The organism is Coxiella-like endosymbiont (assembly GCF_002871095.1).
GTDB lineage: Bacteria > Pseudomonadota > Gammaproteobacteria > Coxiellales > Coxiellaceae > Coxiella.
The window spans coordinates 14,424-32,580 of the sequence record NZ_NSHJ01000105.1 but is presented as its reverse complement, the minus strand read 5'-3'; the positions used below and the strand labels follow the sequence as shown (position 1 = coordinate 32,580).

Below are 18,157 nucleotides of genomic sequence, written 5' to 3'. Positions count from 1 at the left end.
AGAATCTAAATTTTAGATCTAATGATATTCTTGTATTTTTTCTCTAACTTGTATTACAAAAGATTTTCTTTTTTAAAAGTTTTTTATTTTATTTTTTCGAAAAACAAAACTTTAATCTTGTATAACTTTTTTCGCATTGCGCACTGATTATTTTTTATTGTGGTTTTATTTTTTATCCTCATCTCTTTAAACCGAAATTCTAAAGCATATCATTACTCATATGTGAAATAAAATTGGATACTATTAGTTATGATAAGTATCGGAGCGGATTTACTGGTTTCCCATCACGACGAATCTCAAAATGAAGTATAACACGTCCTGCGTCAGTATGCCCCATTTGAGCGATTTTCTGCCCAAGATGAACCTTAGTCCCCTCCTTAACGAGGATCCGTTTATTAAATGCATAAGCACTGAGATAACTCTCGTTGTGTTTTAGAATTATAAGATTACCATAACCTCGTACTCCTGAACCACTATAAACGACAATCCCGTCAGCAGCTGCACGAACAGGCTCGCCATATCGCCCCGCAATATCAATACCTTGATTTCCTCCAATCATTTGTACAGAATAATGTTGGATAATTCGGCCTTCTGCAGGCCAATGCCAACGGGAAAAAGGACGTACGATATGGGGTGTCCAGTATTTTAATAATGTTCTCGAAAACGAGGGCTGCACAAGGAATCTTGTTGGTGGATTAGTATTTTTTTGACCACGAGCAATAATTGTCATCTGTAAAATTTCACCTGGCCAAATCGAATAGAGAGGATTTAAATTATTTATGGCAGCTAACGCTCGGTAATCTAAACCAAATGCCCATGCAATTGAATAAATGGTATCACCAGATTTAACTCGATAAACACTTGATTTAGCATTAAACTGCAACCAACCATTTATGACCGGAGCTAAGTTCGTACTTTTCATACAACCTGCTATTAATAACAAGAATACAAGCATTAACCCTAATTTAATTTGCTTATTTTTCAAGCTGTTTCACCCAATTAGTCAATTGCTCAAAAGCTTCATAATAAGTAAGGTCTACCCGTAAGGGGGTAATTGAAACATATTGATTATTAATAGCAAAAAAATCAGTTCCCGGTCCCGCATCTTGTTCAGCTCCTGCCGCCCCTACCCAATAGATAGGATGTCCACGAGGATCAAATTGTCGAATGATCGGTTCAGATCGATGTCGAGTCCCTAACCGAGTCATTTCAAAACCTTTTAATTTATGGTAGGGTAAATCTGGTACGTTGATATTTAATATCATACTAGAAGGAAAGGGATCTTTTAGAATATGTTTAATTAATTGGCGAGCGACCTTAGCTGCCGTTTCATGATAACGAAATTGTTCACCCGTTAATGAAACAGCCATTGCGGGAAAACCCAAAAACCGACCTTCCATTGCAGCAGCAACGGTACCAGAATACCAAACGTCATCACCTAAATTAGCCCCATCATTAATACCAGCCACCACTATATCTGGCATTACCGGAAGTACTCCCGTAATTGCTAAATGAACACAATCGGTAGGTGTCCCTTCTACACTGATCATTCCATTTTCTAAATTTTTTATATGTAAGGGAGCATGTAAAGTCAAAGAATTACTTGCACCACTGCGATTGCGGTCTGGCGCTACAACATCTACATAACCAAGCTCTTTTAATGTTTTAGCTAAAATCGATAGTCCTTTAGCATAAACACCATCATCGTTTGAAAGCAATAAGTGTAATTGTTTATCTGAGATATTTTTCATAAGAAAGCTTAATATTTTGTATCTAATTTAGCCATAAAAAGATTTATTACACTCATCAAGATTAAATGAAAAACTAAGAATAACTAAGTATGTTCGTAAACTACGAATACTCCATTTTTTAACGAGTAAGCTAGGCATGCCATAGGAAATTTCTAAAACTACTGAGAAAGATTAGTAATTTGATAAAATACTTCACCTTTTTTAATCATTCCTAAATCATTTCGAGCATGTTCTTCTATAGCTTCATTACCATGTTTTAAATCAAAAATATCAGCCATTAATATTGCATTACGCTCTGCTAGTTTTTTGTTCACGGCCATTTGACAATTAAGATTCTCATGAAGATGATAGGCCGATAAAATACCACCTGCTGAAAACCATAATTTGTATTGTAATAAAAAGAAGAAAGTCACGAGAATTAAAACAACCGATCGCATTGTTAATTTTCCTTTCTCTTAAAAAGGAAATGCTTCTCTACCGATATATGGTGCTTGTCCACCAAGTTCACGCTCAATTTGTAAAAGACGATTATATTTTGCTACTCGTTCGGATCGACATAAAGAACCTGTTTTTATTTGTCCTGCAGTAGTTGCTACTGCTAAGTCAGCAATTGTAGTATCTTCCGTTTCCCCAGAACGATGAGAAATAATAACCCCATAATCAGCACTTTTAGCTAAGCCAACCGTAGCTAAAGTTTCTGTTAAAGTCCCAATTTGATTAAGTTTAATTAAAATGGCATTTCCTACGTCATGTTCAATACCTTCTTCAAGAATTTTTGGGTTTGTGACAAAAATATCATCCCCTACCAATTGTATTTTTTTCCCAAGGCGTTTAGTTAATAATTTCCAACCCCTCCAATCATTTTCTGAAAGTCCATCCTCAATTGAAATAAGAGGATATTTTTTAATCCATTCTATATATTGATTGATTAGAACTTCACCGCTAATTTTATTTTTTTCAAAAAGATAGTAACCTTCTTGATAGAATTTAGAGCTCGCTACATCGAGAGCTAAATAAATATCTTTTCCCGGAATATATTGAGCATCTTCAATAGCTTCTAAAATTAATTCAAATGTTGCCTCGGTATGCGGTAAATCTGCCGCAAAACCGCCCTCATCACCTACTGCTGTCATCAATCCCCGTGATACCAAGAGGCGTTTTAAGGCATGAAAAACTTCAGACCCATAACGTAAAGCCTCGGCAAAAGTGGGAGCCCCTAGAGGAACAATCATAAATTCCTGAAAATTTAAATTATTATTTGCGTGAACCCCACCATTTATGATATTCATCATAGGAACAGGCATACTAAACGGACCATCGCCCCCTAAATAGCAGTACAACGGTAAATTAGCATCATTAGCGGCAGCGTAAGCTACTGCTAATGAAACACCGAGAATCGCGTTAGCACCTAAATTAGCTTTATTTTTACTTCCATCTAATTCAATCATGATACGATCGATATCTTCTTGGGAGCCTACATCTTGACCTAACAAAGCATTTCTAATAGAGCTATTTACATTTTCTACTGCTTGTAAAACACCTTTCCCTCCATAACGTTTAGGATCGTTATCACGCAATTCGATAGCTTCATGCTTACTGATCGAAGCACCGGAAGGTACAGCAGCAAAACCTCGTGCATGTGAAGATAACTTAACTTCCACCCCAATTGTAGGATTACCTCGTGAGTCTAAAATTTCACGAGCATTAATATCAGTAATGATAGTTGTCATAGTGATTACTATAGCATTAAATCTTTAATGAGATATATTTATATTTTTCATCTTTAATTGATCTAAATGTTTTCTAAATCTAAAATCTTTTCAGTATGCGAACTAGAGAGAGTATTTTCTATAAATTCTGATTTTTTAATAACTTCATCAATAGCTTTTAACATTTCTAACAAAGGCTGCATTTTCGCTAAGGGCCACGAATTAGCTCCATCACTTAATGCCTGATCAGGATTCGGATGAGTTTCCATAAAAATTCCAGAAATTCCAGCGGCAACTGCTGAACGCACTAAAACAGGAATAAATTCACGTTGCCCTCCGGAGCTTGCTCTTTCCACCCCAGGTAACTGCACGGAATGCGTGGCATCAAACACTACCGGACAATTAGTTTCACGCATGATAACTAAAGCCCGCATATCAGAAATTAAATTATTATAACCAAAAGAGTAACCCCGCTCACAAACCATAAGGTTTTTATTTCCTGTCGTCCATGCTTTAGCCACCACCTGTTTCATATCCCAAGGCGCTAGAAATTGCCCTTTTTTAATATTAACAGGTTTACCACAGGCTGCAACATTGCGAATAAAATTACTTTGTCGGCATAAAAAAGCAGGAGTTTGTAATACATCCACGATAGCGGCTACTTCATGCAATGGTGTATCTTCATGAACATCTGTTAAAATTGGAACATTAATGGTTTTTTTAACTTTTTCTAATATGCTTAATCCTTTTTCAATACCAGGACCACGATAACTCAAATGAGATGAACGATTCGCTTTATCAAAGGAAGTCTTAAAAATAAAAGGTATCCTAAGTTTCTGAGTCATTGACTTAAGTTCACCTGCCACGTTTAAGACAAGCTGCTCGCTTTCAATTACACAAGGCCCCGCAATTAAAAATAAAGGTTTATCTAAACCTACTTCAAAATCAGCAATTTTCATAACCATACTTTAAAGCAGTTAGCAAGAAATAACAACTAACCCCTCCTGTACTCATCAGAGTAATGCTAGCTAAACTTTAGGCTTATAGTTAGAGATAATTTCTCTCTTCATAAAAACGTTCAGAAATCCTTATTTTTCGATTCACAAAAAATTTATTTTATTCCCGTTTTATCTGTTATCTATAGAGGCTCTAGATACCAACTCTTTTCTTTTCTGTTTTGTCAATGCAGCATTAATAAAACCAATAAAAAGTGGATGACCTACACGTGGAGTAGAAGTAAACTCCGGATGGAATTGACAACCTATAAACCATGGGTGATCAGACAGCTCAATCATTTCTACAAGACGATTATCAATCGAACGTCCCGATATAACCAATCCTCTTTTTTCTAACTCGCTAATCCAATCATTATTAATTTCATAGCGATGCCGATGCCGTTCCGTAATAATATCTTTGCTATAAAGTTGTCGGGCTAAAGTTTGAGATTTTAGTTGGCAAACTTGCCCACCTAATCGCATTGTTCCACCTAAATCTCCTTTATATTTACGTTTTTCAATGATTCCATTGTTCCCTAACCACTCACTGACTAGTGCTACAACCGGATAAGGGGTCTCGTAATCAAATTCCGTGCTGTTGGCATTTTTCATTCCCGCCTTATGACGAGCAAATTCAATTACTGCTACTTGCATTCCTAAACAAATTCCTAAATAAGGGATATTATTTTCTCTCGCATAACATGCCGTTAAAATCTTTCCCTCAATGCCTCTCGAACCAAATCCACCCGGTACTAAAATAGCATCTAAATTTCTTAATAAATCAACTCCATGTGATTCAATCGCTTCAGAGTCAATATATTCAATATTAACCCGCGTTTTGGAATGAATACCGGCATGAATTAGCGCTTCACTTAATGATTTATAAGAATCTGAAAAATCAACATATTTCCCCACCATTGCAATAGTGACTGCATGAAGGGGATTTTTTTGCGCCACTATTACATTTTTCCAATCATGTAAATCAGCGGGGATAAGTTTAATTTTTAATTTTTCACAAATCCGATCTCCTAATCCTTGCTTACATAAAATTAAAGGAATTTCATAAATAGATTCTACATCCGATAAAGAAATCACATCCTGGACAGCTAAATTACTAAACAAAGCAATTTTTGCTCGCTCTGCTTCAAGTAAAAATCGTTCAGAACGACAGACTAAAATATCAGGTTGAATTCCAATGGAACGCAACTCTTTCACTGAATGCTGAGTAGGTTTAGTTTTAATTTCTCCTACAACAGCAAGATAGGGTACTAAGGTTAAATGAATAAATAAGGTCTGTTCTTCTCCTAATTCAATACGCATTTGACGAATAGCTTCTAAGAAGGGTAACGATTCGATATCACCAACAGTTCCCCCAATTTCCACCAAAGCAACATCCACTTCGTCAGCCCCTTCACGAATTTTTTTTTTAATTTCATCGGTAATATGAGGGATCACTTGAATCGTTCCACCTAAATAATCACCTCGCCTTTCTTTTTGAATGACATCGGCATAAACTCGACCGGTCGTAAAATTATTTTTTCGCGTCATGGTCGCATTAACAAATCGTTCATAATGTCCTAAGTCTAAATCAGTTTCTGCTCCATCTTCTGTTACAAATACTTCACCATGCTGGAATGGACTTATGGTTCCAGGATCGACATTGATATAAGGATCGAGTTTAATAAAAGTCACCTTGAGGCCTTGAGCTTCAAGAATAGCACCTAGAGATGCAGAAGTAATACCCTTTCCTAAGGAAGAAACTACTCCACCGATAATAAAAATATATCGTGTCATACAACGACCCACCTGTTTTTTACTAAAAACAGGAAATAATTTTACTAAAAGTGATTCTAACTCGAAATTAAGATATTATTAACAAGTGACAATTCACTTCCTCACCTGGTAGACAGCAAGTCCACACTGAAGGAGGTATTTAAAGCAAAAAAGATTAATACAATAAATATCATCCTGACAACATCAAAAAATTAAAATATTGCATAAGATGCTTTTTATTAGATCATTATTTTAAAATTCAACATAGCTAAATTTTAAGTTCTTGGGAGAGTTACTCCTCGCTGACCCTGATATTTCCCTTCTCGATCTTTATAAGAAACTTCACAGACTTCATCAGACTCTAAAAATAACATTTGCGCTACTCCTTCATGAGCATAGATCTTAACACATAAATTCGTAGTATTAGAAAACTCCAAAGTAACATGCCCTTCCCATTCCGGTTCTAAGGGAGTGACATTAACGATAATTCCACATCGTGCGTACGTAGATTTTCCTAAGCAAATCGTTAAAACATTTCGTGGAATTTTAAAATATTCTACTGTACGAGCTAAAGCAAAAGAGTTAGCGGGTATAATACAAACATCTGTTTTCAAATCCACAAAGCCATTTCGGTCAAAATTTTTTGGATCCACAATGGAAGCATGAATATTAGTAAAAATTTTAAATTCGTCGGCGCAACGAACATCATAACCGTAACTCGAAGTCCCATAAGACATAATATTTCCCAATGGTGTTTGTCTGACTTGATTCGGTTCAAAGGGATAAATCATTCCATACGTTTCTACCATGCGGCGAATCCATTTATCTGACTTAATTGGCATTATTTCGTTTCCTCCACGAAGACATTAGGTAATTTTACCGAATAATTAATGGGCTGTAATGCCAATTGTTCCACTAAGGTAAATGCAATATTCTGATAATTTTTTGCTAAAAAGCTCTCTGGATCTGAAATCATGATAGGCATTCCTCCGTCTGAATTTTTACGAATAACGATATTGAGAGGTATTTGTCCTAATAAAGGAATATCGTTTTTATCAGCCATTTTTTTCCCACCCCCTACACCAAAAATTGCTTCTTCATGACTACAATGAGGGCATTGATAAGTGGCCATATTTTCAATGACACCTAAAACTGTAATACCAAGTTTTTTAAACATTGAGAGGGCCTTACCTGCATCAGATAAAGCTACTTCTTGAGGTGTGGTAACAATAACTGATCCTGCTAGCGGAACTTTTTTGGCTAAAGTTAAAGGAATATCACCAGTACCAGGAGGTAAATCCAGAATAAGAAAATCAAGATCTTCCCAAAACGTCTCATAGACTAATTGCTGTAAGGCTTGGCTCACTATCGGTCCACGCCATATCATTGGGGTTTGCGCATCAATTAAATAGCCTACTGAGATCGACTGAATATTATGCCGACGAATAGGAATAAATTTTTTGTCAGAACTCATTTGGGGCTTAGTATTGACCCCAAGTATAATAGGTTGATTAGGTCCGTAAATATCAGCATCTAACAAACCCACTTCAGCCCCTGCTTGAGAAAGCGCTAAAGCAAGATTGGCAGCGGTAGTTGACTTTCCAACGCCTCCTTTTCCCGAACCAATGGCAATGATATTTTTAATCCCAGGGATTCCTTTTTGTCCCACTTGCACTGCATGCGCTACAATAGAACGTTTTTTTAATTTTTCACGAATACTTTTTTTCATGGAAAAGAATATTACCATAGATGATGTTCTACCTCACCTAACCCTTCTCTAAAGCCAAAATACTAAGATAGATATAGAGCACTCTATTTCTAACTAAATAGAGCACACTATTTCTAACTAATAACTTTCAGATGAAAATCTTTGATAAAATTAGTATAGTGTCTTTATCTATGAATACAAAAAAACGACACATTTTAGTTACCGCCGCTCTTCCCTATGCTAATGGTCCTATCCATCTAGGACATATGGTAGAGTATATTCAAGCAGATATTTGGGTATGCTTCCAGCGCCTCATAGGTAACTCCTGTCTTTATATTTGTGGAGAAGATACTCATGGGACCGCTATTATGCTTACTGCGCAAAAACAGGACATTCCTCCCGAAGTTCTAGTAGCTAATATGCATAAAAAACACGCCAAAGATTTTTCAGATTTTTTAATAAATTTTGATAATTTTTATACAACTCATTCTCCTGAAAATCGTAAATTATCAGAATTCATATATCAGCAATTAAAAAATAATGGCGACATTTTCAGGGAAACTATTTCACAAACTTATGACTCAGTACGAAATATATTTCTCCCTGATCGTTTTATTCGTGGAACCTGTCCGCGTTGTAGCTCACCTGATCAATACGGCGATGTTTGTGAATCGTGTGGTGCTACTTACACCCCTACAGAATTAATTGATCCTGTTTCTGCTTTATCAGGCACCAAACCCATACAAAAGTCCTCGGAACATTTCTTTTTTGCTTTAAATCGCTATAGTAATTTTTTAAAAAAATGGATAAATGGAAGTGGGGGTCATTTACAACCTCAAGTGGCGAATAAATTAAAAGAATGGTTTACAAATGACCTTAAACCTTGGGATATTTCTCGTGATGCTCCTTATTTTGGTTTTGAAATTCCCGGATCAACCGATAAATATTTTTATGTATGGTTAGATGCACCCATTGGCTACATGGCTAGTTTAAAAAACCTTACTAAGAAACGTCCTGAAATTAATTTTGATTTTTATTGGAAAAAAGAAAGTTCAGCTGAACTTTATCATTTTATAGGAAAAGATATCGTTTATTTTCACGCCCTTTTTTGGCCAGCTATGCTCGCCGGTGCAGGTTTTCGCTTGCCTACAGGAATTCATGTCCACGGTTATCTCACTATTAACGGCCAGAAAATGTCTAAATCTCGAATGACATTCATAACTGCTCGTGAATATTTAAAAAAATTGAACCCCGAATACTTACGATATTATTTTGCTGCTAAGCTAGGACCCCAAGTAGAAGATATTGATTTAAATCTAGAGGATTTTAGCCAACGTGTCAATGCGGATTTAATTGGTAAATATGTTAACCTAGCAAGCCGATGTGCAGGATTCATCACTAAAAATTATGAAGGTAAATTAGCTAATCAACTACCAGAATCTTCGCTTTATGAATCTTTTATAGAAGCCGAAAAAACTATTACAGAATATTATGAAACTTTAAATTACAACAAAGCTATGCGTACAATTATGACACTCGCTAACCGGGCTAACCAATATATCGATGGAGAAAAACCATGGGCATTAGCAAAACAAGTAGGGCAAGAAAATCACGTTCAAGCCATCTGTACACAAGGATTAAATTTATTTAAAGTACTCACAACTTATTTAAAACCTATTTTACCAAACACTGCCAAAAAGGTAGAAATATTCCTTAATTGTGAGGAATTAAATTTCATGAATTTTAAAAAACCGTTACTTAACCGTTCTATCAATCCATTTACACCCTTAATGCAAAGAATAACTCCTGATGCCACTACCTAATTAACTAATGACCACAAAAGAAGAATTAATTAATAAATTAGATGACTTATTACCTCAAACACAATGCGGTTTGTGCAACTATAAAGGATGCCGTCCTTACGCCACAGCAATTGTGCATAATGAAACTACGATAGATCATTGTTTACCCGGTGGGGTCAACACACTGATCAATATAGCCACTTGCTTAGGTCAAGACCCTACTCCCTATAAAGATAAAATGAAGACAAAAGCCAAGATGCCAGTGATAGCCTGTATTCGTGAAGAGGAATGTATTGGCTGCACTAAATGTATCCAAGTTTGCCCCACCGATGCAATTATCGGTGCTGCAAAGCTTATGCACACAATAATTACCGATGCATGCAGTGGGTGTGAGCGATGCCTCCCAGTTTGCCCTATAGATTGTATTGACATAAAAACACTTCCCCCTATTACTGTTGAAGAACAAAAACAACATGCGCACAAATGGCGTTCACGTTATAAAAAACGTCAAAAAAGGCTTGCACGAGATAAAATTGAAGAAGAACACAAATATCAGAAAACTAAATTAGCCAATAGATCTAAAGAAACATTAGCAGCTCGTCAAATGGTTATTCAGAGTGCAGTGGCTCGTGTTAAAGCAAAAAAGAAAATACCATGAATAAAAATGAATGCGAAGAAATGTTTCGCCGTTTTAAAGCTTGGAATGCGAAACCTACTTCAGAATTAATTTATCACTCGGAATTTGAATTATTAATTTCAGTAATATTGTCCGTTCAATCTACCGATCTAAGTGTTAATAAAAGCACTAAAAATCTATTTAAAGTAGCGAATACACCTTTAAAAATCTTAAATCTTGGGGAAGAAGGTTTAAAGAAGTATATTAAATCCATTGGCTTATATAATAACAAAGCTAAAAATATTATCAAAACTTGCAAAATATTGGTAGAAAAATACCATTCCCAAATACCCAAAACACGAAAAGGACTTGAAGAGCTACCGGGTGTTGGTCGTAAAATAGCAAACGTTATTTTAAATACCTGTTTTGGTTATTTTGTTATTGCGGTTGATACTCATACTTTTCGTGTAGCTAATCGTACCAGTTTAGCTCCTGGAAAGACACCCTTAGCTGTTGAAAATAAATTAATGAAGATAGTTCCTAAAAAATATCTCGTTGATGCTCATCATTGGCTTGTTTTACATGGTCGTTATATATGTACCGCACGTCATCCTAAATGCCCGGAGTGTTTTATTAATGATTTATGTAAATACTTTACAAAATAATTCATTAAAATAAACCACCAAAAGTGATCATTTAAAAAAATATTTTTCTCTACCATGACACGACGCAGCCACCCACACACCACTTAACATACAATAAAAGAGGACCACTTTCCGCCTAAAAAGCCAACTAAATTTTTTAGTGATCCTAATTTATCTTGCAACGAATATCACAATGTTTAAAATAATCTGAAGTAAACAAATACATAAAAACTACACCACTAATACCAATCTTTTTTTTACATATGAGTTTGCATTTCGGACTCTGAGAAAGATTGAAGATAGATCCGTCCCTTTCGGGAAATAACTCTTATGATCAATAATTAGTAAGTAAAGTAAACGACTCACTCCCATAAAGTGAAACATTTGATCATGGATATGATGATGGCCGCTTTCATTTGTGGGAAGTTCATTTCATTTGTGGGAAGTTCAATGGAAAATATAATACCTTACCTGATAAAAAAGCTTATATTAAAACCTTAAAAGGTTTATAAAAATATTATTTCTAGCAAAGAAAAGTGTCTCTGCTAAAAATCACAAACTTTAATCTCAAAAAAACTCAGAGATAGATATTTGATGGTAAGTTAATTTTAGCAATAGATATTCTGAATTAGAGGGTAATTATGTTTCGCGTAATACTGTTGATATTTCTGTAAGGATAAAAAACCTCCTCTATATCGGTTAGGCTTTTTAAGCATAAATTCTACACGTATTTAATATCTTGAGAACATCCTCAAAGCTCCTATCATTTTATTATTCCAAATAAAATTGGCCACTCTTAAAGATAAGATGATTTTTTGATCAATTAAAACTAAGTCTTTCTAAAATTTAATCATAAACAAATTTAAATAAAAGGGGGCAACGTAAAATAAATTCAAATACAAGGGGGTAACGTAACTTATACGTTGCTGAAATACTTAATAAGTTACTGAAATTAATTTCAGGATTTTCCATAATAAAACAGCTAAATATCATTATAAAAATCACCTCTTGTAATGTCAACACAGTTTATCACTGAAAAATATTCTAGGATTCAATTCAAAGGACATTTCATTCACTTCCATCTCTATACTTATCTTGCCCCAGGACTGAATGTTATAATAGTTGATGCCTCCTTCTAGGAGTAGAAATCACTCTAAATCCGCCAAACTCTACCCTTTAAAAAAGGTAACCTGTAAATATTTCTCTTAAGAAAGGCCGTCATAAATATTCAGGTATTGATCTTTTTCATTCCTTCTAAATCACTAATTGGTAAGATATCTAGGGATTAATGAAAACATGATTATTTTGATAACTAGTATTTTAACATCGCTCTAACAGAAAAGGTAAGCCTAGACGAACAGTATTGAATCTTTGAAATCTATAATATAATAAAATAAACAGCTGTTCTACGTATAACCTAAACAAAACAGTAATCTACACTTCAATCTGAATTTAATGAAACCATCCACGACATCGTTTAACATTGCTGTGTAGAGAATTTTCCCATAAAAATGATATACATTTATTGATCCCAGTTCTGAAATGAACTGGAGATAAGTTAACCTTTCCAATGATCAGAAATGCACAACTTAAATCCATTTGTAAACTGGTAAAATGGATACCAGTTATTTAAAATACAGAAAAATTATACACTGATAACAATCCCAACATTAATATATAATAAATATAATAAATTAACCCTCTTTACTAACTGCTTATTATCAACATTACATCCATTACTAGCATACTGAAATTAATATCCTTTTAGCTTGCTTCGACCGTTTAAATCATGATTATTATAAATAATCGGTCTTTCTAAAACAATCCTTAGAAACTACAATAGCTCACGATTGTTAAGGGTATATCACATATAATCTCTATAAATATCTTTCTTGAAATAATGGCACTATCACAATAAAAGTAACTTTTGATTTATACTTGGATGGAATAAATTAGTATTATTAATATAGATTCTTTAAACCACATAAAGGGATTATTGTTACAGTAATTCTATGACAAAATTCCAAAATACTAAAATAATTATAAAATATGCTTAATTTAATTTTACTTTTTCTTTTTGTAGGCCAAAGCACGCGTAATGTGGGAGAAACTATTGTTTTGTGAGTTTTACATGTGATGCCATTCTGTTTGAAAACTATTTATTAAGTTATATATTTTATTTCTTCATCATTATAGAAATTTTAAGCATCAATAAACAAAGTAAGCAACAAATCCTTAAGAAATATGCCTACCTATGTAGGTAAAATTTTACAAAAAACTCTTTTTTAGTTTTTTTAACCTCCTAAGAAATAATTAAGACAATTTTTTAAATATACAAAGGTTAAATGCGTTTTGCTAAAATTAATTTTTAAATACAGTCTTGATAGCTAACATTTGAATTCGACGCAATTAAAAATGAATAAGCTTACAATAATTCAACCCGACGATTGGCACTGCCATTTGCGTGATGATTCTTATCTTAGACGAACAGTTAACGATATTGCTCTTAAGTTTGGGCGAGCCATTGTTATGCCGAATTTAGTTAGACCTATAACTACAGTCGCACAAGCTAAAGCATATTATGAAAGAATCAAAAAACACATCCCTACTAATTCTAAATTTATTCCCTTAATGACACTCTATCTTACCGATACTTCATCAGTGAAAGAAATTAAAGCAGCCAAAAAATCGAGCTTGATTGTGGCTTGTAAATTGTATCCTGCAGGAACTACTACACATTCCCAAGCAGGTGTCAAAAGTTTACAGAAAATTTATCCTATTTTAGAAGTCCTACAATCCGTTAATCTGCCTTTGTTGATTCATGGAGAAGTCATCGATTTAAACGTCGAAATTTTTGACCGAGAAGCTATTTTTATTGAACGAGAACTAATTCCTTTATTAAAACATTTTCCTAATCTACGAATAATTTTAGAACATATCTCTACTAAAATAGCAGTAGATTTTATTACTGAGACACCTGTATCAACACTCGCAGCAACTATTACCCCTCATCATCTTTGGCTCACCCAAAATCATTTACTAAAAGGGAGATTTTACCCTCACTATTATTGTTTGCCACCTTTAAAAACTAGACAGGATCAAGATGCACTTATTAAAGCAGCTATTAGCGGAAATCCTAAATTCTTTTTAGGAAGCGACAGTGCTCCACATTCGCAAACAACTAAAGAATCAGCTTTTGGTGCTGCAGGTATTTATAACTCTCCCACTGCTATTGAAATTTATACAGAATTATTTGATCGCCATAATAGATTAAATAAATTAGAAGGCTTTGCCAGTCGTTTTGGTGCACAATTTTATGGTTTACCATTTAATACTAAAAAAATTACTTTAATTAAACAACCTTGGCAAGTTCCGAAATCCTTATCCTTTGGTCCAGATACTGTGGTACCCTTGTTAGCAGGTGAAACATTGAACTGGCAACTGAGTTAAATTTCTCAGTAAAGACCATTCATAAATTTAAAAAACCTATGATCAAAAACTACTCTAATCCAGACCCTTTGAAAGAACGATTTAGCGGTTATCTTCCCGTAGTTATTGATATTGAAACGGGTGGATTAGAACCTCTTAAAAATCCTATATTGGAAATAGCTACAGTTTTAATTGAAATCAATCAAGAAAAAAAATTACATCCCGGAGAATTATTTTCCTGTCATGTACTACCCTTCGAAGGTGCTACTTTAAATCCCGTGTCGTTAGAAATTACACGAATTGATCCTTATCACCCTTTTCGCTTTGCAATTGAAGAAAAAAAAGCATTGGAGGAATTATTCGTGTTTGTAAAAACAGCTATGGTAACTCATAACTGTCGTCAAGCAGTGCTCGTCGGTCATAACGCCCATTTTGATTTATCTTTTATCAAGGCGGCCATAAAACGTTGTAAAATAAAAAAATCTCCTTTTCACACCTTTACCTGTTTTGATACTGCTACTTTAGCAGCTACCGTATTTGGCAAACCGGTGCTTGCTAAAGCACTACGAGAGGCTTGTATTCCCTTTGATAAAAATGAAGCGCATTCTGCTATTTATGATGCCAAGTGCACAGCTAAATTATTTTGTTACATCGTCAATAAAATTGGACGGCGATGGCAACGTGAAAAAAAACAAGATTCTTTCTCTGCTTCCTTTCCCTTCATCGCTGAAAGAAACTCTGAAAGAGAGTAAGGGTTAAACGACTTTTTTTGTATTAAAAATGCTTTTCAGACACCTCTTCTATTTAAGAGGCTTTTATTTTTGAGAACCATATTTGCGCTATACATTGCTATGTTTTACTATAGATTTGAATAAAGTTTTTTCTTTATAGATTGTAATCTTTGGATATTTATTTTAATTTTAGTTCAAGATTAAGATTGCATTCAGCTTGTACTCGTAGTATATTATTTTTCAAATTTAACAACATTATCCATAATTGCTTCTGTACAACTGATCTTTACGTTCTTAAGTTTTCAACAATCCAAACTAATAACTATTTTTTATGCTTTCTTTGATTGTAAACGCCACCTATTTACTTTCTTATAGGTTATTTAGCTCATTTCTTCTTTAAAGAAGAATTTAAAGAAGAACTGCTTTATTTATTTTAAAATTCTTAATAGAAAGAGTATATTAAAAAAGAAGCAGCGAGGTTATTTTATCTTTGAAAAAATAATTGTATTTATAAATTGTGAGCATTTTCTGCTAAATATTTTGCAACTCCTTCTGGAGAAGGGTAGATTCCAAGATCACCTTTTTTCCAATTTGCCGGACAAACTTTACCATGTTCTTCAGTAAATTGGAGGGCATCTACTATACGCAAAATTTCTGGAATACTTCGACCTAACGCTAAGTCATTTACAATTTGAGATCGGACTATTCCTTGCTTATCAATTAAAAAAGCACTACGTAAAGCAACACTGGCTTCACAATGCTCTACTCCATAGCTACGGCAAATACTATGTGCAACATCCGCAGCTAAAGTATACCGCACAGGTCCAATCCCACCTTTTTCTATAGAAACATTACGCCAAGCATAATGGGTAAACTGTGAATCTATAGAAACAGCTACTACTTCTACATTACGTTTATGGAATTCATTAATCGCATGATCTAAAGCAATTAACTCAGAAGGACATACAAATGTAAAATCAAGAGGATAAAAAAAGACTAACCCATATTTTTGATCGATAGCTTTAGTTAAATTGAAGTTGTTTACAATATCACCATTGGCCAAGACTGCAGGAACCACAAAATCAGGGGCTTTACGACCTACTAAAACTGTCATAATTTTATCTCCATATTTAGATTCGTACTAACTATAGTTCTATATTATTTATTTGTCAAATAATATCTTACTTCATTTAAAGTAATTGCTCTGTTAACTTCGTAGATCCCGCTAGCAATTGCACTGATAATAGGATATCGTATGGTAAAATAAAAGCAAATAAAAATATTAGACAGTTTCTGGTAAATAGATGAGTTTAATAATCTTTAGAACTACTAACATGTTCATGCTACCTAATAAGTAGGAAATCAGAAAACTCAACTTTTTTCCATACTGAGCACTTTAAATTAATCAGAAGGAAATTCAAATGGTTTTTGAACTACCAAGTCTACCTTATAAGGTAAATGCCCTCGAACCCTATATTTCTCAAGAAACCTTGGAATACCATTATGGGAAACATCATCGTACTTATGTGGATAAATTGAATAAACTTATTAAAGGTACTGCCCTCGAAAAAAGATCCCTTGAAGAAATCATCATGCAATCCAATGGAAGCATTTTCAATAATGCAGCCCAAAGCTGGAATCATACCTTTTATTGGCACTGTATGAGCCCAGAGAGTACTAGGAACGAGAAACCAACCAGCGACGGTGATCTTGCTTTAGCACTAAAAAAACAGTTTGGATCCTTAGAAACGTTTAAAGCAGAATTTACTCATTCTGCCAATAATCATTTTGGTTCTGGGTGGACGTGGTTAGTCCAAGATAAAAATGGAACACTAGAAGTCTTAAATACAGTAAACGCTCACAATCCTATGACGGAAGGTAAAAAACCATTATTAACCTGTGATGTATGGGAACATGCTTATTATATTGATAACCGTAACGACCGTCCCAAATATGTTAACAATTTTTGGAATATAGTAAATTGGGAGTTTGTAACAAAAAATTTTCAATTTAAATGATCAATATGATTAATGTTATTATCAATGGAATTAACGGTAAAATGGGCCGCATGGTTAAAAAGAGTATTACGACCCAATCTGATCTAAATTTAGTTGCAGGAACGGGACGACAAGATAATTTAACAGAAATTATTAAAACAACGGGAGTAGATGTAGTAATTGACTTCACTACTCCTCACACAGTTTTTACTAACACAGAAAAAATTATTAACGCAGGTGCGCGTCCCGTAGTTGGGACTACCGGATTAACTTTAGAACAGATTAATAGTTTAGCAAAACAATGTCAGGTAAAAAAATTAGGTGGAATAATTGCTCCAAATTTCTCTTTAGGAGCTATTTTAATGATGAAATACGCCAGAGACGCTACCCATTATTTTCCAGATGCAGAAATTATTGAAATGCATCATCCTCATAAAATAGATACTCCTTCAGGTACTGCCATTAAAACTGCTCAAATGATGGCAGAAATAGATTCTTGTTTTCAAGGAGTTAAAAAAATACCTTCTCCCAACCCTACTTGTGGAATATTAAAAAGTAACGTACCTATCCATTCTATTCGTCTTCCAGGTTTATTTTCACACCAATCTGTAATTTTCGGTGGCAGTGGCGAAACTTTGACTATTCGCCATGATGGCACGAATCGTAGTTGCACAATACCTGGTATTTTTCTAGCGTGTCGAAAAGTAATGGACTTAAAGCACTTAGTATATGGTTTAGAGAATATTTTGTGAAAGCTAATCAGAGCTTTAAATAATTAAGGTATAACAAATTTGAACATAAGAGAGTTTATGCACGATAACAAAATTAAAAGCTTTCTTTCTTCCTTTGCAAACTTTTATTGTTTTAATCACTAGAACATTCTGAGGACATTAAAAAATATTGTTCTTTTTTAAAATTTCTTGATCGTTAGGCAAACTATTTGCGGAAAAGGATAGTTTTTCTTAATCATACTAAGAAATGGAACTCAAAAGGGATCATCTT

16 protein-coding genes are annotated in these 18,157 nt (G+C 34.1%); 7 read left to right on the top strand and 9 right to left on the bottom strand.

Translation table 11 applies throughout. From position 1 onward, the window contains the following. Positions 1-247: 247 nt before the first annotated feature. The 8 genes from CLERM_RS02320 to CLERM_RS02285 all read right to left on the bottom strand — a co-directional run bounded on the left by CLERM_RS02320 (position 248) and on the right by CLERM_RS02285 (position 7,975). The gene (locus tag CLERM_RS02320; RefSeq protein WP_408936540.1) at positions 248-955 is read right to left on the bottom strand and encodes a peptidoglycan DD-metalloendopeptidase family protein; all 708 of its coding nucleotides are present in this window, start codon (positions 953-955) and stop codon (positions 248-250) included. A 19-nt stretch (positions 956-974) separates the two neighbouring features. Further along, positions 975-1,751 carry a 5'/3'-nucleotidase SurE gene (gene surE, locus CLERM_RS02315; RefSeq protein ID WP_102156987.1) on the bottom strand — a complete coding sequence of 259 codons (777 nt, stop codon included), beginning with the start codon at positions 1,749-1,751 and terminating at the stop codon, positions 975-977. A gap of 158 nt (positions 1,752-1,909) precedes the next feature. After that, complete coding sequence (gene ftsB / locus CLERM_RS02310) at positions 1,910-2,188, bottom strand: cell division protein FtsB (protein ID WP_102156986.1); 279 nt, start codon at positions 2,186-2,188, stop codon at positions 1,910-1,912. 18 nt (positions 2,189-2,206) lie between these two features. Further along, positions 2,207-3,481, bottom strand: coding sequence for a phosphopyruvate hydratase (gene eno, locus CLERM_RS02305; RefSeq protein ID WP_102156985.1), 1,275 nt, complete (start codon positions 3,479-3,481; stop codon positions 2,207-2,209). Positions 3,482-3,543: 62 nt separating this feature from the next. Continuing rightward, on the bottom strand, positions 3,544-4,425 hold the full coding sequence (gene kdsA, locus CLERM_RS02300) for a 3-deoxy-8-phosphooctulonate synthase (RefSeq protein ID WP_102156984.1): 882 nt from the start codon (positions 4,423-4,425) through the stop codon (positions 3,544-3,546). A 162-nt stretch (positions 4,426-4,587) separates the two neighbouring features. Further along, complete coding sequence (locus CLERM_RS02295; RefSeq protein WP_102156983.1) at positions 4,588-6,249, bottom strand: CTP synthase; 1,662 nt, start codon at positions 6,247-6,249, stop codon at positions 4,588-4,590. A gap of 254 nt (positions 6,250-6,503) precedes the next feature. Beyond that, entirely contained in the window at positions 6,504-7,070 is a 567-nt protein-coding gene (gene dcd / locus CLERM_RS02290) for a dCTP deaminase (protein ID WP_102156982.1), read from the bottom strand. Further along, positions 7,070-7,975 carry an Mrp/NBP35 family ATP-binding protein gene (locus CLERM_RS02285; protein WP_102156981.1) on the bottom strand — a complete coding sequence of 302 codons (906 nt, stop codon included), beginning with the start codon at positions 7,973-7,975 and terminating at the stop codon, positions 7,070-7,072. The genes dcd and CLERM_RS02285 overlap by 1 nt, the downstream gene beginning before the upstream one ends. A gap of 152 nt (positions 7,976-8,127) precedes the next feature. Between CLERM_RS02285 and metG the strand changes: the two genes are divergently transcribed. From metG to CLERM_RS02260, 5 genes are all read left to right on the top strand, one after another. Further along, positions 8,128-9,759 (top strand): methionine--tRNA ligase, encoded by a 1,632-nt coding sequence (gene metG, locus CLERM_RS02280; RefSeq protein ID WP_102156989.1) that lies wholly within the window; start codon positions 8,128-8,130, stop codon positions 9,757-9,759. A gap of 7 nt (positions 9,760-9,766) precedes the next feature. Beyond that, on the top strand, positions 9,767-10,396 hold the full coding sequence (locus CLERM_RS02275; RefSeq protein ID WP_102156980.1) for an RnfABCDGE type electron transport complex subunit B: 630 nt from the start codon (positions 9,767-9,769) through the stop codon (positions 10,394-10,396). Continuing rightward, the gene (gene nth, locus CLERM_RS02270) at positions 10,393-11,019 is read left to right on the top strand and encodes an endonuclease III (RefSeq protein WP_102156979.1); all 627 of its coding nucleotides are present in this window, start codon (positions 10,393-10,395) and stop codon (positions 11,017-11,019) included. The genes CLERM_RS02275 and nth overlap by 4 nt, the downstream gene beginning before the upstream one ends. Before the next feature lie 2,394 nt (positions 11,020-13,413). After that, entirely contained in the window at positions 13,414-14,448 is a 1,035-nt protein-coding gene (gene pyrC, locus CLERM_RS02265) for a dihydroorotase (protein WP_102156978.1), read from the top strand. Positions 14,449-14,486: 38 nt separating this feature from the next. Next, entirely contained in the window at positions 14,487-15,179 is a 693-nt protein-coding gene (locus CLERM_RS02260; RefSeq protein ID WP_102156977.1) for an exonuclease domain-containing protein, read from the top strand. A 487-nt stretch (positions 15,180-15,666) separates the two neighbouring features. On the opposite strand, the gene CLERM_RS02255 is transcribed toward CLERM_RS02260, so the two are convergent. After that, on the bottom strand, positions 15,667-16,272 hold the full coding sequence (locus CLERM_RS02255; protein WP_102156976.1) for a peroxiredoxin: 606 nt from the start codon (positions 16,270-16,272) through the stop codon (positions 15,667-15,669). 307 nt (positions 16,273-16,579) lie between these two features. On the opposite strand from CLERM_RS02255, the gene CLERM_RS02250 reads away from it, so the two are divergent. Both CLERM_RS02250 and dapB read left to right on the top strand, forming a co-directional pair. Further along, on the top strand, positions 16,580-17,176 hold the full coding sequence (locus CLERM_RS02250) for a superoxide dismutase (protein ID WP_102156975.1): 597 nt from the start codon (positions 16,580-16,582) through the stop codon (positions 17,174-17,176). Positions 17,177-17,181: 5 nt separating this feature from the next. Further along, entirely contained in the window at positions 17,182-17,907 is a 726-nt protein-coding gene (gene dapB / locus CLERM_RS02245; RefSeq protein WP_102156988.1) for a 4-hydroxy-tetrahydrodipicolinate reductase, read from the top strand. Positions 17,908-18,157: the final 250 nt, after the last annotated feature.